Raw genomic sequence first — 24026 nt, 5'->3', positions numbered from 1 at the left:
CCAGTTCATTGCGGCGTTCCGCGCCGTGGTGGAACGCGCACTGGCGGGCGACGAGGGGCTGAAGCAGGCCCCCTACTACGCCCCCCGGCGGCGGCTGGACGAGACCGCAGCGGCGCGAAAGCCGAAGCTCGCGTTCGAGGGGTGAGCTTGGCTGGTGGGCACCGGCAGAGCTGTTGCTGAAGATGGGCCGCAAACCGGTTACCCGGTGGGCTTCGCACCTTCCTCGCCCCTATCCTCGTCGGGTTCCACCACCAGCCGGATCTGGCTGAGGTTGAGGATTGCAACGTAAAAGCCGATTACCGCAAGGCTGCTCGATCCCAGCATCGCGAAGGCCGCGCCCTTGGCGCCATTCCAGGCGATCGCCGCGTCGAGCAGCACCAGCGCCAGCAGCGTCGGCACCGCGCGCACGATAAAGGCAACATGCGCCTTGCCGGCCGAGACCAGCAGCGATTCAAGGCTTGCGCCCACCAGTTCGACCGCCCCGGCGATGGCAAGGATCACCATCGCCCAATAGAACACCCTGAATTCCGCGCCGGCGATCAGTTCGAGGCCGACACGCCCGAACACCAGAGCGCTGACCACCGCGATCACCCCGCCGACAGCAGCGATATTGGCCATGCGCCGCGCGATCTCGAGCGCGTTCTCACGCGCGTGCACCAGTTCGGGCAGGATCGCCTTGCTGACGGTCTGTGCAAGGCTGACGAGCGCCTGGCCGAGCTGGCTTGCCACGCGGAAGCCACCCGCCAGCGCTGCCCCACCGTAGGTGCCGACAAGCAGGATCATCACCTGCTTGCCCGCGATCGAAAGACTGCCCGAAAGGTTGGTCGAGACGACGAAGCGCCAGGCATCCTCGTGCCGTGCGGGAAGCGCCTTGAGGCTGATCGCGCGCCAGCGCAGCGGCTGCACCCGCGTGGCCACCAGCCACAGCGCAATGGCCACCCCGATCTCGGCCAGGGCATAGGCGAGGACGAAGCCGGTAACGGTAGGCATGAACAAGAAGGCGAGCAGCGATCCCGCAGCGCGGATTATCGGCTGCACCGCCTCGGCCGCGGCGGCGCGGGCATATTGGAAGTGGAGGCGCAGGATACCCGTCGGCGTGGTGCGGATCGCAGCGAGACTGATCGCGCAATAGCCAAAGGCGAGCCACAACAGCTCTTGCGGCACCTCCAGCCAGTAGGGCGCGCTGACGATCACCGCGCCGGCCAGCGCAAGGCCGAGCGCGACCGAGACGAAATCGAGCGCAATCGCAAAGCCCGCTGCCTCGCTGGCCTTGGCGGGATCGACCGAGCCGCCATCGCCGTTGGCGCCCCAGCGCACGATGAACTGCCAGGTCTGGAAATTGGCAAGACCGGTGATCGCCTGACCCAGCGCGACAATCAGCGCGAAATGGCCGAAGCCGACCGTGCCGAGCGCGCGGGTGGCGAGCGCGAGATAGACAAGGCTGAGCATGGCGTTGAATCCGCGCCCGCCCAGCAGCCAGCCCATGTTGGAAAACAGGCGCTTCATCGCGTGGCAGACCCGATCAGGCCGCGGCTCCCGTGCGGTCGCCCTCGCGCCGGCGGAGGATCTTCTCAGTGACGTTGAAGGTGCGTTCGTTGTCGACGTCGATGGCGAAATGCCCGTCGGACAGCACCACCGGCACCAGCTTGAACCCGAAGCGGCGCGAGATCTGCGCGAACAGCTTTTCCTTCGAGCCCCAGCCCATGCGGAAGCGGATGAGGTTGATGAGTCCGAAGGCCTTGATGATGCGGCGCGGGTATTTGATGAACTGCCCGCCCTCGCGCATGATCTCGGCGGCCGAGAGCGCCTTGGCGCTGCCCAGCCAGTAGGTGTTGCAGTTGGAATAGCCGCCGTCGCGGAATTCGTAGAAGCGCTTCTGGCCGATGGGGTCAGCCGCCTGAACATCCTCGCGCCGCGCCAGCGCGGCAGCGCCCTCGGCGTCCTCGGCAAGGCACTTGGCGATGAATTCGGAATAGCCTTCGGGCGTGAGCAGGCAGTTGTCCGCGGTGGTGATCAGCAACGGAAATTGCGCGCCTTCGGCCCCGGCGAAGACCGAATCGACGATGTTGAAGCGGCCCTCGACCATCGTCAGGCGGCCTTCCGCGATCAAAGCGGCGATGGTGGGCAGGCGGGCGATCTCGCCCTCGTCATGCGCCACCACCCGGATTGCGCCGACCATCGGGCAGGCGGCGACCTGCGCCACCACCCGCTCGATCATCGGCACGCCGTTGATCGGCACGACTGCCTTCTGCGAAACGCCCGCGCGCTCGGCAAGCGGATCGTGCACGCCCGAACGTCTGCCCGCCATGACCAGCGCGGTTGCCCTGATGTCCTTTACCATAGCGCGCGGCCCTTAGCCGCATGCGGGGGCAAAAGCCAAGCGCGGATGGCGGGGCTTGTGCCACAAGAGCGGCAAGGCGGCAGGCTCGCGCCTGAGGCAAGCGCCCTTGCGCCTCACCCCATCGTCGGGATGACGAAGGCGTTGGAGCCGTCGCCGCCGCCGTCGGGCCAGCGCTGGGTAATCTTCTTGCTCTTGGTCCAGAACCGCAGCCCTTCGACCCCATATTGGTCGATGTCGCCGAAGCCCGAACGCTTCCACCCGCCGAAGGAATGATAGGCCACCGGCACCGGGATCGGCACGTTGATGCCGACCATCCCGACGTTGACCCGCGCGGCGAATTCGCGCGCCGCGTGGCCGTTGCGGGTGAAGATCGCGACACCGTTGCCATACTGGTGCTCGCTGGGCAGGCGCAGCGCCTGCTCGAAGTCCTTCGCCCGCACAATCTGGAGCACGGGGCCGAAGATTTCCTCTTGGTAGGATTTCATCTGCGGGGTGACGTGATCAATCAGGGTGGGGCCGACGAAGAAGCCCTTTTCGTGGCCCTGAAGCGAGAAGCCGCGCCCGTCGACGACGATTTGCGCGCCTTCCTGTTCAGCCGTGGTGATCCACTGTTCGATCCGCGCCTTGTGCTCGGGGGTGACGACCGGGCCGTAATCCGCGTCGGGATCGTTGGAGACGCCGATGCGCAGGCCGGCTATCGCCTTCAGCAGCTTTTCCTTGAGGCGTTCCGCCGTTTCCTCGCCCACGGGCACCACCACGGGGAGCGCCATGCAGCGCTCGCCCGCCGAGCCGAAGGCGGCGCCGGTAAGGTCTGTGACGACCTGATCCAAGTCCGCGTCAGGCAGCACGATGCCATGGTTCTTCGCCCCGCCGAAGGCTTGCACCCGCTTGTTCTTGGCCGAGCCGCGCGCGTAGATATATTGCGCAATGTCCGACGAGCCGACGAAGCTGATCGCGGCGATATCGGGGTGATCGATGATCGCATCGACCATTTCCTTGTCACCGTGGACGACCTGCAGCAGCCCTTCGGGCGCGCCTGCCTCAACGAACAGTTCAGCCAGTCGCACCGGCACCGAAGGGTCGCGCTCGGAAGGCTTGAGGATGAAGGCATTGCCCGCCGCACAGGCCATGCCGAACATCCACATCGGGATCATCGCCGGGAAGTTGAACGGGGTGATCCCCGCGCCGATGCCGAGCGGCTGGCGCACCGAATAGACATCGATCCCCGGCCCCGCGCCAAGGGTGTATTCGCCCTTCATGATCTGCGGCAGACCGCAGGCATATTCGATCACTTCCAGCCCGCGCTGCACATCACCGCGCGCATCGGGGATGGTCTTGCCGTGCTCGCTCGAAAGCAACTCGGCGAGGCTCTGCATGTTCGCCTCGACCAGTTGCTTGAAGGCGAACATCACCCGCGCACGGCGCTGCGGGTTGGTGGCGGCCCAGGCGGGCTGCACCCGCTTGGCGGTTTCCACCGCGCGGGCGAGCAGCGCGGCATCGCCGAGCGCAACTTCGGCCTGCACCTCACCGGTCGAGGGGTTCCAGACGCTGTGCTTGCGGGTGGCAGGCGGCGTATCGCCGACGATGAAGTGGTCGATCTGACGCATGGTAGGGATCTCCTGTCTGGCCTTTCCTTTGGCCCTGCGCGCCGATGCTGACAAGGGGTGCGGCTCCCCCCAAAAATGCTTATCCGCCTGACGGAATCAGCCTGATTTCGGTCTGCCGCCCATCGATTCTGGGCACGCGCGTGCCGTCGAAGAAGGCGTTTTCCTTGGTGCGGAAATCGACCCGCTGGCCGCCCTGCCTGCGATCCGGGCTGCGACCATGCCGCGCGGCCGCTGTGCGCGCAAGCGGCAGCCGGTTTCGCCGGAAACTGTGGATGACCATTATCGGAATGCACCCTGCACGCGCCGCCCCGCGCCCCTTGGCCGCGCAGCTAGCCGGCGCCCATATCCCTGCGCGCAAGCGCGGAGCTTGCAGCGCATCGGGGCCTCGCGCATGGTGAACTAGCCCATGTCCGATCATCCGCCCACCCGCATCCGGCTTGCCAGCTACAACATCCACAAGGCGGTGGGCACCGACGGGAAGCGCAATCCGCTGCGGGTTCTCAGAGTGTTGGGCGAGCTGGATGCGGATATCATCGCGCTGCAGGAGGCAGACCGGCGATTCGGGGTGCGCAGCAGCGTCCTGCCGCCGATGATGATCGAGCACCATACCGACTATGTGCCCGTCCCGCTCGACGTTCAGCAGGATTCGCTCGGCTGGCACGGCAATGCAATCCTGGTGAAGCGCGGCATTGCCGTGACCCGTCACGATATCATCCACATCCCCTGTCTGGAGCCGCGCGGGGTGGTGACCGCGACGCTGGAAACCGCCGCAGGGGCGCTTTCGGTGTTCGGGATGCACCTCGATCTGTCCGGCCTGTGGCGCGCGCGGCAGGCGCGGGCGATCGTGCAGCTTGCCGAAGTGGCCCGCAGCCAGCGACCCACGGTGCTGATGGGCGATCTGAACGAATGGCGCACGCAATGCGCCACCTTTCGCGAGTTCGGACGGCATTTCCACATCCTCGACTGCGGCCCAAGTTTTCACAGCCGCCGCCCCGTGGGCCGGCTCGATCGGATCATGCATTGCAATCGGCTGGTGGTGCAGGCTTGCGGAGTGCACCAAAGCGCGCTCGCTGCCACTGCTTCGGACCACCTGCCGGTATGGGCCGAATTCACGCTCGACGATGAGGGGGCGCAAGCTGGCAGTTGACGGCTGGATGCCAGTCATGGCAAGCGCTCGCGCAGCCTGAAATGCCCAACAGGCATCGCGCGCGGGTGTAGCTCAATGGTAGAGCAGAAGCTTCCCAAGCTTACGACGAGGGTTCGATTCCCTTCACCCGCTCCACCTCCGCGTTCACAGGCACTCATAGCCGCCTAGACAATCCCCCAGAAATGCTGATATTTCCTCGCAATCGGTTCACACCGGTTCGCTCACTTTCGCTCCCTGCCGCATTGCGCTGGGGGTATAATTGAGGGGGTATCAGTGGAGAGCCGATGCGATACCCCCGCCCATGGGGGTATCGAGAAAGCAAGGGTGCACCCAAAAATGCCTCTCACCGACATAGCGATCCGGCAGGCAAAGCCAGGCCCAAAGGCCATCAAGCTCAGCGATGAAAAGGGAATGTTCCTTCTCATCACCCCGGCTGGTGGGAAGCTGTGGCGATTCAAGTATCGGTTTGAAGGCAAGGAAAAGCTGCTGGCCATGGGCGCCTATCCGGCAGTCAGCCTGAGCGATGCGCGCAAGCGGCGGGAAGATGCGCGGGAATTGCTCGCCAAGGGCAAAGACCCGTCACGTGAGAAGCAGCGCGACAAGATCCGAAAGCGCATGGAAGCAGCCGACACCTTCAAGGCAATCGCTGCCGAGTATTGTGCAAAGCGGCGGCGCGATGGTGAAAAGGGCTGGGCTCCAGCCACGGCCACGCGCAGCGAGTATCTGCTATCCTTGCTCTACGGTTCGATCGGCAGCCTGCCCATATCCGACATTGAACCAGCCGATATCCTCGCCGCGATCCGCAAGATCGAGAACAAGGGCAACTTGGAGAGCGCGCGGCGCACCCTGCAACTGTCCAGCATGGTGTTCCGCTACGCCGTGGCAACGGCTCGGCTGCGATCAGACCCTACCCGAGATTTGCGTGGGGCGCTTACTGCCCCGAAGGTCACCCATTACGGGGCAATCACCGATGCGTCTAAAGTGGGTGACTTGCTACGCGCCATTGATGGATATGAGGGGAGCGGCATCACCAAGTTCGCCTTGCAACTCGCCCCGCATGTATTCGTTCGCCCCGGCGAGCTTCGCCATGCGGAGTGGGCCGATATCGATCTGGAGCAGGCGCTTTGGGTTATCCCGGCTAGCAAGACCAAGATGCGGAAAGCGCATCATGTCCCCCTATCGAGGCAATCGGTGGCGATCCTGCGCGAGGTGTTCGAAGTGACAGGGCCGAGCGGATACGTGTTCCATTCGATCCGCAGCCGCACCCGCGCCATGAGCGACAATACCTTGAACGCGGCGCTGCGGCGGCTGGGCTACACCACTGATGAAATGACCGCCCACGGCTTCCGCGCGATGGCATCCACCCTGCTGAACGAAAGCGGCAAGTGGAGCCCCGATGCGATCGAGCGAGCACTTGCCCATGGTGACGGCGACAAGGTGAGGGCAGCCTATCACCGCGGCGCACATTGGAAAGAACGCGTCGATATGGCTCAGTGGTGGAGCGACTATCTGGATCAGCTTCGCAAGGGCGCTGATATTGTTCAGCTCGCCGCCAGCCGGAGCAAGTGATGACCCACCATCCCAAGCTCACCCCTCTCGGAGAGTTGTTCGAGCAAGCAACGCGCACCGGGATTGACGAATGGGGGCTTGCCGATCGTCTGCTAAAGGAAATCAAGGCAGGCCTCACCGCCTTTGGATATCGGCGGCAATTCACTTGGGGTGAGAACGGTCAGCGCAAGGAACGGCTACCCCGCGACACACACCGCCAACCGATCCCGCACTTTATGTGGCAAGACTTCAACAGCGTGTCTGCAAGTCTGGGCAGTGAATGGGTCGATGATCCCGATGAACCGGAGCAGTCGGCCCACATGGATTGGGTGTCTGGGCAATTCGAAACCACAGATTTGGACATGGGCACCTTCGAAGCCCTTCAGATCCACTTTCACGGCATTGCGATCCAAACGAGCAAGGCGAAGGCTCTCCTGGCGGAGCTTGTAGGAAAGCCCAAAAAGCGGCGAGGCGCCCCATCAGGTCCGCGCAACTCATGGGAGCGGGAACAAGCACAAAAGGGCTTCGAAATGATACTGGCTGGAGATCAACGCCCCCACCCAGAAATTGCACTAAGCTTGGTTCACCGTGATACGCCTGAGCGCGAAGTGGGGAACCAGAAGCGCCGCATCCTTGCTGGCATCCGCGCGCATTTGGCGGATACGGAAAATTCCAAACCAGAATAATCCGAATTAACCGCGCGGGACTCTGCCGTTTCTGTCGTTATGTAGTTCTCCGTTCGAAGCCGGATGCGTTCGGCCAGCAAACGGAGTTCATATGAGCAACAGCCAGCAATCAGGCGATCGGCTCCAGCCCCTCGCCTATTCGGTGAAGGAAGCTTGCAAGGCCACCAGCCTTGGCAAGACCTACCTCTACTTTCTCATCAAGGAAGGGAAGCTGGAGGCCCGCAAGATCGGCAACCGTACCATCATACCGGCCGCATCGCTCCACGCCCTGATCGAAGGGGGTGCGGCCTGAGCTTACCCTATCCCGGCCTTGAGCCGGGCTTCCTCGCCGGGGAGCTCAATACACTGGCGGCGAGGTCGTAACGCCACACCAGGGGGGTTCGATAACAGTGGCTCACCCAGTCCGAAAGGTGGAGGGGTGATCGACGGCGCGGAGGATAGCGTCGCAAGCAACCACCGAGCGTCCGGCTACCTCCAGACCGGAAGCGCCCTAAAGCGACGGTCGGCTCCGACTGCCAAGCTTTGAATGGGCCGGACTGCCTCTAGCAAGTGAGCGAAACCAAGCTCATCGCTAGGGGTAGTCGTCCTATGCCCATTCGCTCCGGTCTCACCAACTGCCAAGGGACTTGGCTTAGATCGCGTAGACTCAGGCAGAGCGTCGAAGAGCTTGACGCTGGCGCATCATTCGGCGCCGAACATTGACCGCTTCCATTGTTTCGAGCGCGCGCGCGTAGTCACCTTGGGAAAAGCGCGCACGCACAACGGCAGCGATAGCTTGTTCCTCATCGCGCTCAAGCGCATCAACCGGGTCAATCTGTGTTGCGCGTTCCATAGCCTTTGCTCCCTTGGCCGAACCTCTATCATGTAAGAATGAATCTGAGAAGGTCACCCTTTGATGCGCCTAAAGGTGGCCGCGACCAATGCGGTCATGTGTGCGACCAGCCGGACGGTATCGACTGCCTGCTCTTGACGATCGTTCGGCGCTCGCTTGAACCTTCCCGCTCGATCGGACGAGAAAGCAACCACTCCCCAAATCTCGGCTGGATCACCTAACCGTATTGGGACGGCTCCCATGGAGCGGTAGCGCTCCTTATCGTCTGGGTGCTGCAGGCCTGTCGGCACCTTGAGCTCGTCAGCGGTTAGATCGTCCTGCCCGTCAGCTACGATAACGACATTTTCACGCGCCCACGCTGCGCCTACGATGCCTTCGTTTTTCTTCCAGCGACGGGACTCCTTTTTCTCATCAGCGCGCTTTGCGCGTCTTGCGACCACCCGAACAAGCTCATCGCCTTGGACCTGAAAGATTGAAAGAACCCATGCCTCTTCTTGGCTGAAACCAACAGAAACGAGAAGATGTGAGAGCGAAGTGTCGACCATCAACTCAAGTGTGGAGATCAGATCCGCATCGTCAAAGAGAAGAGCTTGCTCCAATGTCTCCCGCATAACCCTATTGGCATCAAGCAGGGCCAACCTTCGCGTATCTAATGCCTCAGCCGCAGATTGCCGGGCCTCTAGATGACGTCCTTCTTTGATCGCATCCTCTGCAATGCTTTCTGCCTCGTTCAAGAATGCGGTCAGTTCCAACTTGCGAAAGTCGAAGCGGGCCACGAATACACCGCCGACCAAAGCAAGCGCCGCCCCAACGCAGACGAGGACCAGCCCAGCATCACCCGGAAAAGCCCTCGCCAAAGCGGCAAGCGCTGCGCCGAAGCCAGCAACGATCACAAACCAAAGACGAAGCTGCTCGAGGGCTAGGATTCGGTCGCCGATCTTTCGTAACGCTCCTTGCCGGTTCGGCTTGAGGCGATGCTCAAGCTCAGAGAACACGCTTTTTCCGTCATCCTCAGCCATATTTCACCCCTCCACCTTCGCATCCGGCTGGCCTGCCAGCAGCGCGTTGATCCACGCAAGGCACAGGTCGCGGCTGCGATAGCGGCCCCAGCGTTCGGCTTCCTGACGCTCCACGATCGGGAAGGTGGAGTAGATGTAGCGCACATCATCGCGCGCCTTGGCCGCGTCATGGCCGGGCAGGGCGGGATCGAACACGCCGTAGAGGATGAAATGGAGCGCATCGAGCTTGGCGCGCAGGGCCAGCCGGCGATCCTCATCCCACTTGAAGGGGGGCAGCACTTCCCCAGCCGCATCCACATGGCCCATGTCGCGGGCGAAGGGGGCCATGTCATGCGCGGTATAGGTCAGCTCCAGCACCGCCTCACGCACGATATCGGCAGCGGTCTTGGGGCCGAATTGGCGGGTGTAGGCGGCCAGGGGAATGATGGGGAGTTGTTCGACAATGAACCAGTTGAGGTTTTGCCCCTGCAGCTTTTGGCGCAGCACGAAATCGAAGGGTGTCGAATTCATGCAAGCCAGCCCAAGGGCCGCATTAGGGGCATCGCCTGACCAATCGATAATCGGCAGAGAGTTGCCAGCACCGCAAGCAGGCACGAATGCGGCGATCATCGACCGCATATTTGTCGCGGCCGTCACATGTTTTATTCCAACGTGCCAGTCGCCATTCGGCTTAGCTTCCGCGCGCCTGACAAAAAATTGTGGGTCGGGAAGCCAACTAGGATCAGCCTTTTCAGCTTCGGTCGTCTCGAAAGGTTGGGCGGGTCGCTTCACGTTTTCCGGGTTGATCCTCACCCCCGCCGCCCGGTGATCAAATGCCTGCACCATCTTGCCTTCATAAAGCGGCACCCATTCGCCAGCCGCCGATTGCCAGCGATTGCAACCGACGTGCCATGCCCCTTCCTTTTCCTCCAACTCTGCGCGGGTGCGGAACAGGTGGCTGTCATTGGTCATGTCGAACATACGCACATATTTGACCTGCCAACTTTGGACCTCCTCCCCGCTCGAACGATCCACCAAGACAGGTGCGCGGGCGTAGATCGCGGTCGTCAATTCCATGTCGCGCCGGGTGCGGAAAATCGGCGCGGTTCCTGTGTTGGGATTAACCCGAGCAAAGTCTCGTGCCGTGATCGGAAAACGCCGGTCCGGATCGGCCATTTCATCTAACGTGTGCAGATAAAAAGCGCATTGCGCCGCACCGAACGTTCGGTTGGGACTGAAGGTCATCACGCAAAACTTAAAGCTGGCGTGAACGTCCGGGAAAAAGACCTTCTTGTTCTCGAAATCGTAAAGCGCCTTCACATGGCTACCAGTCGCCACCTTGCGGAAGAAAGCGCTTGCCGAAAGATCGCTGGCGATGCCGCTGGGGGTGAGCAGCCCCACCATGCCATCGGGCTTCACCAGCCGATGCGCGCGCTCCACAAACAGGCTGTAGAGGTTGATATCGCCCCGGCTAAGCAAGGGATAATGTCCGCCGCTGCGCGCGACGCGCATCGTATCGGCCGCGCGCTTGTCGGCCTTCACGTAATCGGCGTGGAGCGGATCGCCCGCTTTCTCCAGCGCCGCGATCATTCGCTTGCGATCCGAAGCGCGCTGCGCCCTGGCAATTTCCGGCCGACGGGCTGCGAACCATTCCACCTGTTGCAGCTTGATGCGATCCCAAGGCGGGTTGCCCACCACGGCATCAAAGCCGCCCTCCAGCCCGGCACTTGCCCAATTGCTCCACACGCCGGGGAAGGTGATCTGCCAATTGAGGAAGCGTTCCTCGTCGATCAGCGCGCGCGCCTTGGTTAAGATGTCGTTCAAGCAATCCAGCAACTCGCCAGTTTCAAATTTCTGCGATTTAAGCCGGTCAGAGCTACCCGACTTTTCAAAAGATGATTGGCGAGCGAACGGCCCCACTTTGCCCCTGATGATCGGGATCGGATCGCCAAACTGTTGGGTCAGCAACGCCTGAACCGCTGCACGTTGTAAATCGTCCTTGAGGTCCAGCCAGTCGAGCGCGTGCATGAAGCTGACAAAGCCATCCAGCTCGCCGGTCTGCGCCTCCACGCCTTCCCACATTTCCGCGCTGCGATGCGCCTCGGCAATCTCGGCATCGGTGAGGGATTCGATGGTCTCCATGACGCGCGCCTGTGTCTGCGCCCGCTGGAGCGGTTCGTGGAGAAACAGCTCCCCGCCCTTACCTGCCTTGTCGATCGCATCGCGCACCCACAGGCCGAACAGGCTGTCCCCAGCCGCCAAGTGATGATCGATGAAAGATAGCGGCGCGCCGACAGTGAAGGTGTGGAGCCATAGCGCCACCTTGGCCAGTTCCACCGCCATCGGGTTCTTGTCCACGCCATAAACGCAGCGCTTGAGCACCATACGCTTTACCAGCTGGGGATCATCGAGCTGTTCCTCGGCGACGGTCCAGCCCGCGTCCTGGGCATTGCCGCGAATCGTGGCACGCACCTTGCGCACTTCCTCGGAAACGGGGCTTTCGTATTCCAGCCCGTGTTCCTGCATGGCGAGCGCGGCAGCCTCGGCCACGGCATTGAGCGCGTGATTGGTGAGGCGGTCCACCAGCGAGACAAGAAAATGCCCCGATCCCATAGCCGGATCGCAAACGCGCAGGCGGGTGATCGCCTTGGCCGGATCGACCTTTTGCAGCTCGGTGAATTTGTAATCCTCGCTGTCACCGGGCTTGAGGCTGGCCAGCCGGTCGCGGAAAGCCTTGTGGGCATCTGCGATCAGCGGGGCCAGCGTCTCATCGAGGATCAGCAGCACCAGATCATGGGGGGTGTAATAGCTGCCGGAGTTCTTGCGGGCGAAAATGTTGGGGCGGATATCGAGCGCGCCGGTATCATCGCGCACCAGCTCGAATTCCAGCAGCCGCTCATAGATCGAGCCGAGTTGCTGCACCGATAGATCGCGGTAATTGATATAGCGCCGCCGCCCGCCGCGCTGTTCCCAAGATAGGATGTCCAGCGCCTCGGCCATCACATCATCGCCGAGCGACAGGTTGGCCAGCAGCGGGGTTGCCTCGGCGCTGAAAAGCCCGCCATTGTAGGGAGGCAGGCCCACGGACGGATCGCCCTTGTCGATCATCTTGGCGAGGCTGGCAAAGCGCCGCCATATCGTGTCCGCTATGGTGGAGAATGCGTCGCCCTCATCCTTGCGCCGGCCCACGTCCAGCCGCGCCACGCGAAGGGCGTAATCGTCAAAACGGCGATCCTTGACCGGCAACAGCCCGCGATCCTCGGCGTAGAGTATGAACAGAAGGCGATATAGGAGGATCAGGGTTGCCTGCCGGATATCGTCCAGCGGGGTATCGGCTGGGGCAGCCTTGGCCACCGCCTTGCCCAGCGTCGGGTAGAGCCGATCGAACACAAGGTCCGATAGGCTCTTGGCCACCCGTTCCTCGTAGAAAGCAGCATCGTTGCGGGCGCGCTCAAGGAAATTGGGGGCATCGCTTGTCGCGCGTTCAAAGGCGCTGCGATGGAACAGGGTGGCGAACACGCGCAGCCAGTGATCGCGCTGGGCATCGGTGATCCCGGTCTCCGGCAGATCGCCATCCAGCCCCATGATGCGGGCCAGATCGATCTCCAGATATTCATCGATAGTGGAGCGGGCACCGGCGAAATAGAGCCGCCAGCGCGCCCCGTTCGTGAGAATGCCCCAGCGTAGCACGCCGCGCGTCAGATCATCGATGCGCCTGAGATAGCGCAAAAGCTGGGTGGACGGGGTTTCACGATCAGCACCCTTGCGCCCCTCCGCACGGTCCAGTGCGCGGCCCCAGCGTTTGCTTTCTACGATCGCCGCGCCGAATTCGTAACGCTTCCACTCCTCGGCGCATTCGTTCGCCGTGGCCTTGGCCTCGGCATCGATGAACAGCAGGCCATCGGGAACATCCACGCGGCCCTTGTCAGAGAGGTTTTGCTGGGTGAGGTAGTCGGACCAGCCGAGCGCTTGCAGCACCGGCCAGACAAAATCGCTTTCGGTGGTGGCCTCGTTCGGGTTGGAGGCATGAGGGAAGCCCGCGAGGATCGCCGCCAGCGTTTCGCGCAGCGCGACCGCATCGGTAGCGGCCCACGCTTGGGATTGGGTGATCCCTTCCTCCAGATAGTCCTGAGTGAAAAGGGCACCAGCGGCAAAGAGCGTTGCATCGGTCACAGGCAAGGCATAACCACGCCAGCGCCAGCCGCCAAGCTGGACAGCATAACTTCAAGGTGAAGGGTCAAACTGCAAACAACTTCCTTGACGCAGTTTCGTCGGCTCGAAGCGGTCAAGGAGCGCAGCTGGCTCTAACTTCGCGGGGGTAGGAACCGCAGTTTTTCGGCATTTTTCAGGCTCATGTGTGAAGAGTGCGAAAGTGACTCTCGGCCTGCCAATCGCTCAGAGGGAGAGCGATTTGGGGGTATTTATGGGGGTATGGCGGAGTGCAAAACTCAAAATTACGCTTTTATTCAGTTTTTTCGGCCGCGTTTAGGATTCCCTTCACCTCCAGCCCTCCCTTCCCAAATGGCCTCAAAATTTATGGGTCTTTGAGAAGGTGAGGGGGATCATCCCTTCGGTCGGGTGGAAATATCGCTCCTTGTCCCGCTGTGGACGCGGCCGTTCGAGGCCATTGCGCGGGGCCAAAGATTTCCGGGCGACTGGGTTCGTCCCCGCCCAGGAGCCACACGTTCAGAAATTGCCATGCGTCATGCCGCTGGCCGATGTTGCGGACCGGTCAGCCAAGCGGCGCGACAAGCGCTGCCAAGGGGACGAACCGCCGCGCGGGGGGCGAACCCGGCTGGCCGGCCTCCTCGCCGCGTCGACGATTGATTATTGCCGCATTCGCCGATCGGTCATGATCATGACTGCGGCTGGGGAAGCCAGGCGCACTGCGCCTATCCGGATCTTGCCGGTCAACTCTCAGACTCTTCGCACTTGCAGCAATATCGATCAGCCGCTAGGGAGGGCCTTCAATCGGACCCGGCCTGGCCGGGTGGCTCGGCCCGGCGCCTATCCCCGGGACAACCTTTCCTGACCGGCTCCTTCGCCTCACATCCGTGATTGCAGCCTATTGAAAGCGTCGCACTGGCGGCGCCGGTCGTGCATTGTGCAGACAGGTTCTTGCATGTTCAATCTTGTCGCGCTTCGGCGCGAATGGCTTTCCAATCCCCGGCGGGACATTCTCGCCGGTATCGTTGTCGCCTTGGCACTGATCCCCGAGGCGATCGGCTTTTCGATTATCGCAGGCGTCGATCCCCGTGTCGGGCTTTACGCTTCCTTTTCGATCGCCGTGATCATCGCCTTCGTAGGCGGTCGCCCCGGCATGATCTCTGCCGCAACGGCGGCGATCGCGGTGCTGGTGCTGCCGCTGGTGCGCGAGCACGGGGTCGAATACCTTTTTGCCGCGACCATCCTGATGGGCGTGATCCAGATCATCGCTGGGTTCCTGCGTCTGAACCTCCTGATGCAATATGTCTCGCGCTCGGTGATCACCGGCTTTGTCAATGCGCTGGCGATCCTCATCTTCATGGCGCAGCTGCCCGAACTGATCGGCGTCCCGGTGCTGACCTATGCGCTGGTGGCAGGCGGGCTTGGGATCATCTACCTGTTCCCCTACCTCACCAAGGCCGTGCCATCGCCGCTGGTCGCCATCATCGTGCTCACCGCGCTCGCGTGGTATCTCGGCTTCGACGTGCGCACTGTGGGCGATATGGGCAAGCTGCCGGATTCGCTGCCGGCATTCCTCATTCCCGACGTGCCGTTCACGTTTGCGACGTTCCAGATCATCCTGCCCTATTCGGCGACCATGGCCGCGGTCGGCCTGCTGGAATCGATGATGACCGCACAGATCGTCGATGATCTGACCGATACGCCGTCCGACAAGCAGCGCGAGATGAAGGGTCAGGGAATTGCCAACTTCGTCACCGGGTTCCTTGGCGGCATGGGCGGCTGCGCGATGATCGGGCAATCGGTGATCAACGTGAAATCGGGCGGCGAGACGCGGCTTTCAGCCTTGGTTTCGGGGGTGTTCCTGCTGTTCCTGATCGTGGCGCTCGGCTCGCTCGTGGCGATCATTCCGATGGCGGCGCTGGTCGCGGTGATGATCATGGTCTCGATCGGCACTTTCTCATGGCGCTCGATCAAGGATATTCGCCACCACCCCTGGCAATCCTCGGTCGTCATGCTGACGACGGTCGTCATCACGGTATGGACGCATGATCTGGCACAGGGTGTTGGCGCGGGCGTGATCCTGTCGGGCCTGTTCTTCGCCAGCAAGGTCAAGCGCAGCTTCACGATCGAATCGCAGCTTTCCGAGGATGGCCTCACCCGCCGTTACCGCGTCTCGGGGCAAGTGTTCTTCGCGAGTTCGGAAAGCTTCGTGGAAGCCTTCGATTTCAAGGAAGTGCTCGACCGCGTGGTGATCGACGTGTCGGACGCGCAGTTCTGGGACATCTCGGCGGTCGGCACGCTCGACAAGGCGATCCTGAAGTTCCGGCGCGAGGGCACCGCGGTGGAGGTGGTCGGCCTCAATGAAACCAGCGCTGCGCTGATCCAGCGATACGCCATACACGACAAGCCCGGCGCCGAAGCGCAGATGGGAGGCCACTGATGGGAGAGGCGATTATGGAACAAAGGGCCATGGAAACCGTGCTCGCGGCGATCGACGCTTCGGCCTATGCCACCAGCGTTTGCGCCTATGCCGGATGGGCGGCCAAGCGCCTCTCGTTGCCGGTCGAACTGCTCCATGTGGTGCAGCAGCAGGATCCGGTGACGGCGCGGCGCGATCTGTCGGGGGCGATCGGGCTGGGCGTCAAAAGCGACCTGATGGAAGAACTGGTGCGCCTGTCCGAAGCCAGCAGCCGCGCCGAGATCGAAAAGGGGCGCGTGATCCTCAAGGCGGGGGCGCAGCTGTTGCGCGATGCCGGGATCGCGGATGTCACCACCCTGCATCGTCATGGCGGCGTGGTCGAAACCATCGTCGAGCGCGAGGACAACGCGCGGCTGCTGGTCATGGGCAAGCGCGGGACCGATCACGAATTCACCCCCGGCGAGCTTGGCTCGATCATCGAACGCGTGGTGCGCGCGAGCGCCAAGCCGGTGCTGGTTGCAAACCGCGCCTTTACCGAGCCGCAGCACGTGGTCTTTGCCTATGATGCCAGTCCGGCCGCGCGGCGCGCGCTTGAACGGCTCGCCCATTCGCCCCTGTTCGCGGGCCTTGCCGTCACCATCGTCATGGCCGAGGCCGAAGGCGCGGCCAAGCGCGCCCTGCTGGATGAAGCCGAGGCCGAATTCGCCGCGGACCATCAGGTGACGGCGCTGCTCGATCCGGGCCGGTCCGAACAGGTGATCCCGCAGCTTGTGGCGAGCACGCCCAATGCGCTGCTTCTGATGGGCGCTTACGGCCACTCGCCGCTGCGGCAGATGTTCATCGGCTCGACCACGACGGCGATGATCCGCACGGTCAAGGCGCCGGTGCTGCTGGTGCGCTGACATGGCGATCGATCCCAACTTCTTCCGCGATCAACTGCTCGCACGGCTCGCCGAAATCGAGGAGCAGGACCGGATCAGCGCCGAAGGGCGCAATCCCGTCACGCTGGAACAGGACAGCGTCGGTCGCCTTTCGCGGATCGACGCCATCCAGATGCAGGCCATGGCGCTGGCCCAGGAGCGGCGTCGCCGGACGGAACGCATCGCCATCCATGCAGCACTGCAGAGGATCGAGAGTGACGACTTCGGCTATTGCGTGATCTGCGGCGAGGCGATTGCTGAGGCGCGGCTGCGCAATGATCCAACCGTGGTCAAGTGCCTCGAATGCGCCTCCGGGGCGGGCTGATCGCTTCGGGTTCGGCTCTGCTTCAGCCGATGCTGCCAGTCTGTGTGGCATGGCAGCTCAGCCGGATAGCGGTGGAATGTGCCGGCACCGCAAGGTGCGGGGCCTTGCCCCTTGGTGCGGCGGGCGAGGTTCGGGATCGGGCAGCTGCTGGTCGCGTAGCGGTGCGCCCATCGGGCCGAGGCCTCACGTGCTTTTTGGCGGGCTGTCGCAAGTCGGTCATGATCAAGGGGCGCTCGCATCACGCTGTTCGCGGTGCAAGCAGGATGATCGCCGCCCCGAGAATGCAGACGGCAGCGCCTGCCAAATCCCAGCGGTCAGGCTGCTGGCGCTCCACAACCCACAGCCACAGCAGCGAGGCGGCAATATAGACGCCGCCATAGGCGGCATAGGCCCGTCCGGCGGCATCGCTTGGCGCGAGCGTGAGCATCCATGCGAAGATGGTGAGGCATATGATTCCCGGACACAGCCACCCGATGGATTTGCCAAGCCGGAGCCACGCCCAGAAGGCAAAGCATCCCGCAATCTCGAAGAAAGCGGCGGCGAGGAAGATGCCCAGTGCGGGCGCGCTCGGCATGGTCATGCCCGCATGTCGGCCGGCATGCTTTGCGCAAACCAGCGGCGCCCGAACCAGAAGGCGGCATTGACCAGCAGGATCAGCACCGGCACCTCCACCAATGGTCCGATGACAGCCGCAAAGGCGACTGGCGAGGCCAACCCGAAGGCCGCGATGGCGACCGCGATCGCCAGTTCGAAATTGTTGCCCGCAGCCGTGAACGCCACTGCGGTGGTGCGCGGATAGTCGCTGGCGATCAGCTTGCCCATGAAGAAGCTGATGGTGAACTGGACGACGAAGTAGAGCGTCAACGGAATAGCGATGCGGATCGTGTCACCCGGCAGGGTGACGATTTCGTTGCCCTTGAGGCTGAACATGGCGACGATGGTGAACAGCAGGGCAAACAGGGTGACAGGGCCGATCCGGGGCAGGAAGGTCTTTTCGTACCATTCCTTGCCTTTGGCCCTGGTCAGCCACTTGCGGGTCACAAAGCCGGCAAGGAACGGGATGCCCAGATAGATCAGCACGGCTTCGGCAATGGTCCAGAAGCTCACCTGAAGGACGCTGCCTTCCAGCCCGAACAGCGGCGGCAGGAAGGCGAGGAAGAACCATGCATAGACGCTGAAAAACAGGATCTGGAAGATCGAGTTGAAGGCCACCAGCGCCGCGACATACTGGTTATCGCCCTTGGCCAACTGGTTCCACACGATCACCATGGCGATGCAGCGGGCAAGACCGATCAGGATCAGCCCGGTCATGTATTCCGGCTTGTCGCTGAGGAAGGTGACGGCGAGCGCGAACATCAGCACTGGGCCGATGATCCAGTTCTGGATCAATGAGATCGCCAGCACCCGCTTGTCCTCGAACACGCGTGGCAACTCCTCGTAGCGCACCCGTGCCAGCGGCGGATACATCATCAGGATCAGGCCGATGGCGATGGGAATGTTCGTCGTGCCCCAGGAAAGGCTGTCAATCGCCTTGGGCAGCCAATCGAAAGTGGCCCCCAAGGCAACGCCGAGCGCCATCGCCAGGAAAATCCACAGGGTCAGATAACGATCGAGGAACGAGAGGCCTTCGCGTTTGGCGGGCTGGGTCACGAAAGATGCTCCTGTCTGGCGCCGGCATGGTTGGCGGCAGCTTTGGTCTCCAGTGCGCCATCATGGCGGATTTTGGCCAATGCGCTGCACGAGGCGCCGCCTTCCGGCTGGGCAAGGTTGACGGTTTCAGGGTTCATTCGCCTGCTCCAGCGGCTGCACCTTCCGCCCGGCCGATTTTCCCCAACTTGTGCTTCATTGCCGGCGCGTCGATGCCGCTCCCCAGGAACCGAAGGCTATCGATCTTATCGAAGATTGCGGATCCTTCAGCGCGCGGGATCACATTGCACCTCCGCCACCAGATCAGAGCACATTTCCGGCGCGCCCTGGCAGCAATCCTGCATCAGGAAGGTCAGCAGGCGGCGCATTCCGCTGTAATCGGCGCGGTAACGGATGAGGCGGCTCTCGCGCTCGGACTGGACGAGGCCCGCACGCTCCAAGGTCGCCAGATGGTGCGACATCGTGGAGGGTGGCACCCCCGCCATTTCGGCGATGGCGCCCGCGACGTGACCGTCGGGCCCGGCTTTCACCAGCATGCGGAACACGCTGAGCCTGGTTTCATGCGCGAGGGCGCCGAGCGCGTCGACGGCCCAGACTTGCGGGGTCAAGTCATCCATGATTCATCGATCTTTCCAGTTTCATCGAATTATTGATCTGGAGACATGGCGTCAATCGATGGTTCGATGGCTGTAAAAACTGTGGTTCATCCGAGGAAATCAATATCCTGCGGAAATGCGCATATGCGCATATACAGGTAACATGAACATGCACGTCGATGACCTGTTAACCGCGCTGGCCGAGCCCACGCGGCTGCGCGCCTTGCAAATCATTTGGGACGGGGACGAGCATTGTGTCTGCGAGTTGATGGATCGGCTCGGTGTGACGCAATCGCGCATGTCGCGGCATATACAGCGTCTCAAGCAGGCCGGATTGCTGACCGACCGGCGCGATGCGCAGTGGGTGCGCTATCGCAGACGCGCCGATCTGCCGACCGCATGGGTCGCGGTGATCGAAGCTGTCCTGCGCGCCTTGCCGCCTCTGCCGCAATCGGCCTGCCAGAAAAGGGCTGCCTGACATGAACACGCTCGCCGCATCGCTGGATCAGGCCCGCAAATCGCCGACCACGTGGTTCGCCGGAATTGCGATTTTCGTGATTGCCTGGTTCGCTATTTACAATTAGCTGCGGCGATCAGATCGGCTGTTGCCTGCACAAGAGCTGCGGCGCGCCGGAGCCGATTTCCTCATCCTCAACGCCGAGGACGGCGCCGGCGGATGGTGACGGCATGGCCCGGGGGCGCTCGGTCTGGAGCGCACGTGCATGAATGGGCGGGCGGGGATTGCGTGCGCTTGGCGCAAGGCTTTGCACGCGCGCTTTTGCGGCGATGGGGATCGGTAGCGGCATCATCTGCGTGGTCAGCAATGGCCTGCGCTGGGGCGAGACGGTGATGCCGACCAAGGCGTCTGACGAAACCGGCGAAACTCCCACGAATTGACGCAGATCTGCGATGAGCCGTGCCCGTGGAGCAATTGGGTTATTGGGAACGCAAGGCTTGGGCGTTACGTTACGCGATGATGAAGCGGCGCGACCTTTTGAAGGGCACCCTGGCAGTCGGAGCGGCCTTGGCCTTGCCGACGCGCGTCTTCGCGTCTGTGGCGCCTGGTACCCCGCGGGACCGAATCCTGTTCGACATCGCCAAGCGCGAACTGCTGCGTGCAGGCCATGCGATCTGGAGGCAGGACATCGTCGGCATCGCCGATTTCGGTTTGCATTCGGCAAAGCGGCGCTTTCACTTCGTCAATCTGGAACGGGGCGAGGTCAAATCCTATCACGTTAGCCACGGCACAGGCTCCGACCCGCAGCATGACGGCTGGCTCAAGCAGTTCTCGAACACCGAAGGCTCTAACGCCACCAGCCGCGGCGCCTATGTGACCTGGGAATGGTATCAGGGCCGCTACGGCACTTCGGTGCGCCTTGGCGGGCTTGATCCCACCAATGATGCAGCGCTGCGGCGCTACATCGTGATGCACCGCGCCGATTATGCCGAACCGGCCCATATCGAACGCTGGGGTCGCCTCGGGCGCTCCAACGGGTGCTTCGCCATGGGCGAGGAACAGTTCCGCATCGCGCTGATGCATCTGTCGGGCGGACGGCTGCTGTATGCCGATTCGCTGGGTCTCGAGGAAGACGGCAGCATCCAGCCGCTGCCCGAACTGGCGCGTTATGAGCGCAACGCGCTGCAATTCGGTCCGGACGCCGCAGCAAACGCGTTCTAGCGCATGGCTTAGCGCCCAGCCTCGCCGCGTTCCAACGCGATGCGGGGGCTGCGCTGGCCGGAGTTGCGCCCGCAAGCCTTCAAGCCGCCTCACTCCTCACAGTAGTGAGCATCGTTTGGCTGCTGGCAGCCGGACTGGTCGCAGGAGTCGAAGAGGGCCTGTCTCTCGACGTGCAGTCGCTCGTGATGGTGCCCCTCGTCATCTTCGCCGTCTTGATGATGATGGCAATCGGCACACTCGTCAGCGCTGTGCTGGTCGCCGCGATTGGCGTGCCGGTGGCGTGGGCCTTAGGCAGCAGGCGCGACACGCCGGCCGGACTAGCACCTGCAGGGGGGCGACGATGCCGGCGGGAGGATTCTGCGGAACTGCTTTTTCGGGGCGCCCCCCTGTTCAGGGATGACGGCCCGTTCCTCGCCCTGACGATCCTCGCCTATGCTCCGCCTGCCAGCCTGCTACCGTCGCGCGGTGCTGTCCGCGTGCAGTCTCAGCCTCTTTGCCGAAGCTGCTGACTAGCTGTCCTGCAGATCGTCCTCGATCACGATTACCTCGTCGGTCGGCACCGCGCTGCGGTTGCGCACGCGCGGCTTGTCGAGGCTGGCGAACACCGGCGCATCGCGGCCGTAGATATCCGCGAAGGTCGCCATCTCGCCGTTGATGTCCGATGCCATGGTGAAATAGGTGATATAGGCCGGAAACTGCTTCTGCAGCATCACCTTGGTGTATTTGCCCGAGTTCGAGATCGCCAGCGCCTCCTCCTTGGTCGCCCCCTTGCCGAGGATCGCCATGGTGATCGCCAGCTCCAGCGCCCGCTCGGTGCGCACACAGCCATGGCTGAGCGCGCGGAATTCATTGGCGAACAGGTGGCGCGAGGGCGTGTCGTGGAAGAAGATCGCATGCTCGTTGGGCATTTCGAGCTTCATCTGTCCCAGTGAATTGCCCGGCCCGGGCTGCTGCACGACCGTGATGTAGCCATTGGCCCCGCGGGTGGCGACATAGCCGTTGCGCCGTGCCCAGGCCGGATTGCTAAGCGCACGCGCGCCCAGCCCTTCGCCCTTCACGATCGACTGCGGCACCGTCCATGTCGGGTTGAACACGACGCCTTCGACCATCTCGGCAAGCTGCGGGGTAGCGGTGCGTCCCGGCTTGCCGACGATCGTGCGATAGGTGCTGATGATCTTGTCCTTGACCGTCAGGCGCAGCTGGAACTCGGGGACGTTGGTTATGAGATATTGCGGGCCCAGATCGCGCGCCAGCCAGCGCCAGCGGTCCATGTTGGCGCGGATCAGCTTGCGCTTGGCCGTCGCGCTCGCCGGCGTACGCGCCAGTTCGGCCTTGAGCCGGGCGTAATCGGGGTGGGTCGGGGCGAGCTTCGCCAGCGTTCCGGCGATATCGCCGGTCTTGAGCGCTTCGGTCAGCAGACGGCCGGTAGGGAAGATCTCGCGATCGGGATCGACCACGAACCACTGCTTGCGCGCGTCCATCGGAGTGCGCCCGTCGCGCAGATCTTCGACCAGCCAGGCGAAGCTCTGCGAGGCGAGCGTGTCAAGCTCCTGCGAGGGCCCGGCCGCAATCGCCGCCTTGAGCGGCTGGAGATCATAGTCATTGGGATCGAGCCCTTCCGCGCCGATCCCCTCGATCACCGCAACCAGCTTGCTCGCATTGGCGATGGTCCAGGGCTGCACCAGCGGATCGGGACTTTCCATGCCCGCCTGCACCACCGGTTCGGATACGGTTTGGGGAAAGGCGGCCTCGAAGGCGCCGTCCTTGCTGGCGGGCGGGCGCGCGGGCGCGGGAAGTGGCGCGGGTTGGGGACCACCCTGCTGCTGGCCGCCAGGGATCACATCCTTGCGCGCGGGCTGCGTCTGGGCGATCGCCGTTCCCGCCAGCAGCGCCAGAGCCGCGATCCCGCCTACCAGTTTGCCCGTGAAGCTTATCATCAAATCGCCTTCAACCCCGCACGGCCACCCTGCGCGGCCGCATCTCCGAGGAAGATACCATACCCGTCCCGGGACTGCTCTATCAACCGCCTTCGCTTGTGCACAGGTCAATCGTGCGCTTCGGCATCCGCACGCATCGCCCGCGAGCCGAAAACCGGTTCCCACTTTTCGGCGCGTTGCTTTATGCGCGCAGGGATGAGGTTCGCGCGCTGCCATTCGCTCCTGCCGTTCGCGGCCGCTCTGTGCGGCGTGGGGTTCCTGTCTTTGATGGATGCCTTCATGAAGCAGGCCGCGCTGCTGATCGGGGCCTATACGGCCACGGTGCTGCGCGCCTTCATCGGCGCCGCGCTGATCGCGCCTGTCTGGCTGTCGCGCCGCCCCGCCATGCCAACGCGCCCCGTGTGGAAGCTGCATGTCGAGCGCGGTATCGTCTCGGCCTTCATGGCGCTGAGCTTCTTCTTCTCCATCACCTTGCTGCCCCTCGCCGAGGCCATCGCGCTGAGCTTCATCGCTCCGCTGATAGCGCTCTATCTCGCCGGCGTGCTGCTGGGCGAGACCATCAGCCGCGCGGCGATTGCCGCGAGCCTGCTCGGCTTTGCCGGCACGCTGGTGATCGTCGGCGGGCGGATCGGGCAGGGCGCCTTCGACGACAGGGCGGCGCTGGGCGTCGCCGCGCTGCTGGTTTCGGCACTGCTCTATGCTTACAACTTCATTGTCATCCGCAGGCAGGCGCAGGTCGCCGGGCCGCTTGAGATCGCGACCTTTCACAGCGGAATCGGCGGACTGGTGTTGCTGACCCTCGCGCCGCTGCTGTGGGAGCCGCCGAGCAGCGATGCGCTGGTGCCCTTGCTGGTGGCGGGCGCGTTGACGGTGGCGGGCTCGCTCATGATCGCCTGGGCCTATGCCCGTGCCGAGGCGAATGTGCTGGTGCCGACCGAATATTCCGGCTTTGTCTGGGCGGCGCTGTTCGGGTGGTTGTTCTTCCGCGAAAACGTCACCCTGCCGACGCTGGCGGGCACCGCGCTGATCGTCACCGGCTGCTGGCTGGCCGCGCGGGGTGATTCGGGGCGCGAAACGGCCCCCGCCTAGGACGATTGGCCAAGGGGACCCCCCTTGACCTTGCGCGCGCGGCAGCGCAGGAGCGCGGGCGAAATCCGCGCCATGAACGGATCGGGGTG

Annotated in this window: 22 protein-coding genes, 1 tRNA gene and 1 other annotated feature; of the genes, 12 read left to right on the top strand and 11 right to left on the bottom strand. The window is 63.1% G+C overall.

Going from position 1 to position 24026, the window contains the following annotated elements:
* Positions 1 to 198: 198 nt before the first annotated feature.
* The 3 genes from BZF61_RS03045 to BZF61_RS03035 all read right to left on the bottom strand — a co-directional run bounded on the left by BZF61_RS03045 (position 199) and on the right by BZF61_RS03035 (position 3948).
* Positions 199 to 1506: a lipopolysaccharide biosynthesis protein gene (locus BZF61_RS03045; RefSeq protein WP_086617149.1), complete on the bottom strand. Its 1308-nt coding sequence runs from the start codon at positions 1504 to 1506 to the stop codon at positions 199 to 201.
* Between the two features lie 16 nt (positions 1507 to 1522).
* Complete coding sequence (locus tag BZF61_RS03040; RefSeq protein ID WP_086617148.1) at positions 1523 to 2341, bottom strand: NTP transferase domain-containing protein; 819 nt, start codon at positions 2339 to 2341, stop codon at positions 1523 to 1525.
* Positions 2342 to 2454: 113 nt separating this feature from the next.
* The gene (locus BZF61_RS03035; protein ID WP_086617147.1) at positions 2455 to 3948 is read right to left on the bottom strand and encodes a CoA-acylating methylmalonate-semialdehyde dehydrogenase; all 1494 of its coding nucleotides are present in this window, start codon (positions 3946 to 3948) and stop codon (positions 2455 to 2457) included.
* Positions 3949 to 4354: 406 nt separating this feature from the next.
* Here BZF61_RS03035 and BZF61_RS03025 point away from each other — a divergent pair, with 406 nt between their 5' ends.
* The 5 genes from BZF61_RS03025 (at position 4355) to BZF61_RS03005 (ending at position 7621) form a co-directional block, all read left to right on the top strand.
* On the top strand, positions 4355 to 5095 hold the full coding sequence (locus tag BZF61_RS03025; RefSeq protein ID WP_086617145.1) for an endonuclease/exonuclease/phosphatase family protein: 741 nt from the start codon (positions 4355 to 4357) through the stop codon (positions 5093 to 5095).
* Between the two features lie 61 nt (positions 5096 to 5156).
* Positions 5157 to 5230, top strand: a tRNA-Gly gene (locus tag BZF61_RS03020).
* 201 nt (positions 5231 to 5431) lie between these two features.
* Positions 5432 to 6664 carry a tyrosine-type recombinase/integrase gene (locus tag BZF61_RS03015; RefSeq protein WP_086617144.1) on the top strand — a complete coding sequence of 411 codons (1233 nt, stop codon included), beginning with the start codon at positions 5432 to 5434 and terminating at the stop codon, positions 6662 to 6664.
* The gene (locus BZF61_RS03010; protein WP_086617143.1) at positions 6664 to 7329 is read left to right on the top strand and encodes a hypothetical protein; all 666 of its coding nucleotides are present in this window, start codon (positions 6664 to 6666) and stop codon (positions 7327 to 7329) included. Before BZF61_RS03015 ends, BZF61_RS03010 begins: the two co-directional genes overlap by 1 nt.
* 91 nt (positions 7330 to 7420) lie before the next feature.
* On the top strand, positions 7421 to 7621 hold the full coding sequence (locus BZF61_RS03005) for a helix-turn-helix domain-containing protein (RefSeq protein ID WP_086617142.1): 201 nt from the start codon (positions 7421 to 7423) through the stop codon (positions 7619 to 7621).
* Between the two features lie 354 nt (positions 7622 to 7975).
* Here the strand turns inward: BZF61_RS03005 and BZF61_RS15525 are convergent, their stop codons facing one another.
* The 3 genes from BZF61_RS15525 to BZF61_RS02990 are packed head-to-tail and all read right to left on the bottom strand — an operon-like array spanning position 7976 to position 13332.
* On the bottom strand, positions 7976 to 8161 hold the full coding sequence (locus BZF61_RS15525; protein ID WP_143736879.1) for a hypothetical protein: 186 nt from the start codon (positions 8159 to 8161) through the stop codon (positions 7976 to 7978).
* 53 nt (positions 8162 to 8214) lie between these two features.
* Positions 8215 to 9180, bottom strand: a complete 966-nt coding sequence (locus tag BZF61_RS15520) for a GAF domain-containing protein (RefSeq protein WP_143736877.1) — start codon at positions 9178 to 9180, stop codon at positions 8215 to 8217.
* A gap of 3 nt (positions 9181 to 9183) precedes the next feature.
* Positions 9184 to 13332 carry an Eco57I restriction-modification methylase domain-containing protein gene (locus BZF61_RS02990; protein WP_211276707.1) on the bottom strand — a complete coding sequence of 1383 codons (4149 nt, stop codon included), beginning with the start codon at positions 13330 to 13332 and terminating at the stop codon, positions 9184 to 9186.
* Between the two features lie 797 nt (positions 13333 to 14129).
* Positions 14130 to 14183, top strand: a sequence feature (sul1 is cis-regulatory element that is thought to sense ions involved in sulfur or methionine metabolism; They are found in Alphaproteobacteria).
* 98 nt (positions 14184 to 14281) lie between these two features.
* On the opposite strand from BZF61_RS02990, the gene BZF61_RS02985 reads away from it, so the two are divergent.
* Genes BZF61_RS02985 through BZF61_RS02975 form a run of 3 tightly spaced genes read left to right on the top strand, consistent with a single transcriptional unit; the run spans position 14282 to position 16990 of the window.
* Entirely contained in the window at positions 14282 to 15766 is a 1485-nt protein-coding gene (locus tag BZF61_RS02985) for a SulP family inorganic anion transporter (protein WP_086617139.1), read from the top strand.
* A 29-nt stretch (positions 15767 to 15795) separates the two neighbouring features.
* Positions 15796 to 16647, top strand: a complete 852-nt coding sequence (locus BZF61_RS02980; protein ID WP_086617138.1) for a universal stress protein — start codon at positions 15796 to 15798, stop codon at positions 16645 to 16647.
* 1 nt (position 16648) lies between these two features.
* The gene (locus BZF61_RS02975) at positions 16649 to 16990 is read left to right on the top strand and encodes a TraR/DksA family transcriptional regulator (RefSeq protein ID WP_086617137.1); all 342 of its coding nucleotides are present in this window, start codon (positions 16649 to 16651) and stop codon (positions 16988 to 16990) included.
* A 238-nt stretch (positions 16991 to 17228) separates the two neighbouring features.
* On the opposite strand, the gene BZF61_RS02970 is transcribed toward BZF61_RS02975, so the two are convergent.
* The 4 genes from BZF61_RS02970 to BZF61_RS02960 all read right to left on the bottom strand — a co-directional run bounded on the left by BZF61_RS02970 (position 17229) and on the right by BZF61_RS02960 (position 19254).
* On the bottom strand, positions 17229 to 17564 hold the full coding sequence (locus BZF61_RS02970) for a YnfA family protein (RefSeq protein ID WP_086617136.1): 336 nt from the start codon (positions 17562 to 17564) through the stop codon (positions 17229 to 17231).
* A gap of 2 nt (positions 17565 to 17566) precedes the next feature.
* The gene (gene arsB / locus BZF61_RS02965) at positions 17567 to 18640 is read right to left on the bottom strand and encodes an ACR3 family arsenite efflux transporter (RefSeq protein ID WP_086617135.1); all 1074 of its coding nucleotides are present in this window, start codon (positions 18638 to 18640) and stop codon (positions 17567 to 17569) included.
* Complete coding sequence (locus tag BZF61_RS15740) at positions 18637 to 18777, bottom strand: hypothetical protein (protein ID WP_158094047.1); 141 nt, start codon at positions 18775 to 18777, stop codon at positions 18637 to 18639. Before BZF61_RS15740 ends, arsB begins: the two co-directional genes overlap by 4 nt.
* A 126-nt stretch (positions 18778 to 18903) precedes the next feature.
* Positions 18904 to 19254, bottom strand: a complete 351-nt coding sequence (locus tag BZF61_RS02960) for an ArsR/SmtB family transcription factor (protein ID WP_086617134.1) — start codon at positions 19252 to 19254, stop codon at positions 18904 to 18906.
* 142 nt (positions 19255 to 19396) lie between these two features.
* Between BZF61_RS02960 and BZF61_RS02955 the strand changes: the two genes are divergently transcribed.
* The 3 genes from BZF61_RS02955 to BZF61_RS02945 all read left to right on the top strand — a co-directional run bounded on the left by BZF61_RS02955 (position 19397) and on the right by BZF61_RS02945 (position 21420).
* The gene (locus BZF61_RS02955; RefSeq protein ID WP_086617133.1) at positions 19397 to 19711 is read left to right on the top strand and encodes an ArsR/SmtB family transcription factor; all 315 of its coding nucleotides are present in this window, start codon (positions 19397 to 19399) and stop codon (positions 19709 to 19711) included.
* 498 nt (positions 19712 to 20209) lie between these two features.
* On the top strand, positions 20210 to 20911 hold the full coding sequence (locus tag BZF61_RS02950) for a murein L,D-transpeptidase catalytic domain-containing protein (RefSeq protein ID WP_086617132.1): 702 nt from the start codon (positions 20210 to 20212) through the stop codon (positions 20909 to 20911).
* A 104-nt stretch (positions 20912 to 21015) separates the two neighbouring features.
* On the top strand, positions 21016 to 21420 hold the full coding sequence (locus BZF61_RS02945; RefSeq protein WP_086617131.1) for a hypothetical protein: 405 nt from the start codon (positions 21016 to 21018) through the stop codon (positions 21418 to 21420).
* On the opposite strand, the gene BZF61_RS02940 is transcribed toward BZF61_RS02945, so the two are convergent.
* A complete protein-coding gene (locus BZF61_RS02940; RefSeq protein WP_086617130.1) occupies positions 21421 to 22848 on the bottom strand; it encodes a L,D-transpeptidase family protein in 1428 nt (475 codons plus the stop codon).
* Positions 22849 to 23031: 183 nt separating this feature from the next.
* Here BZF61_RS02940 and BZF61_RS02935 point away from each other — a divergent pair, with 183 nt between their 5' ends.
* Complete coding sequence (locus BZF61_RS02935) at positions 23032 to 23937, top strand: DMT family transporter (protein WP_342742779.1); 906 nt, start codon at positions 23032 to 23034, stop codon at positions 23935 to 23937.
* Positions 23938 to 24026 lie beyond the last annotated feature (89 nt).

Source organism: Erythrobacter tepidarius, from assembly GCF_002155695.1.
Taxonomy (GTDB): domain Bacteria; phylum Pseudomonadota; class Alphaproteobacteria; order Sphingomonadales; family Sphingomonadaceae; genus Erythrobacter; species Erythrobacter tepidarius.
This window is presented reverse-complemented; position numbering and strand designations above follow the sequence as displayed.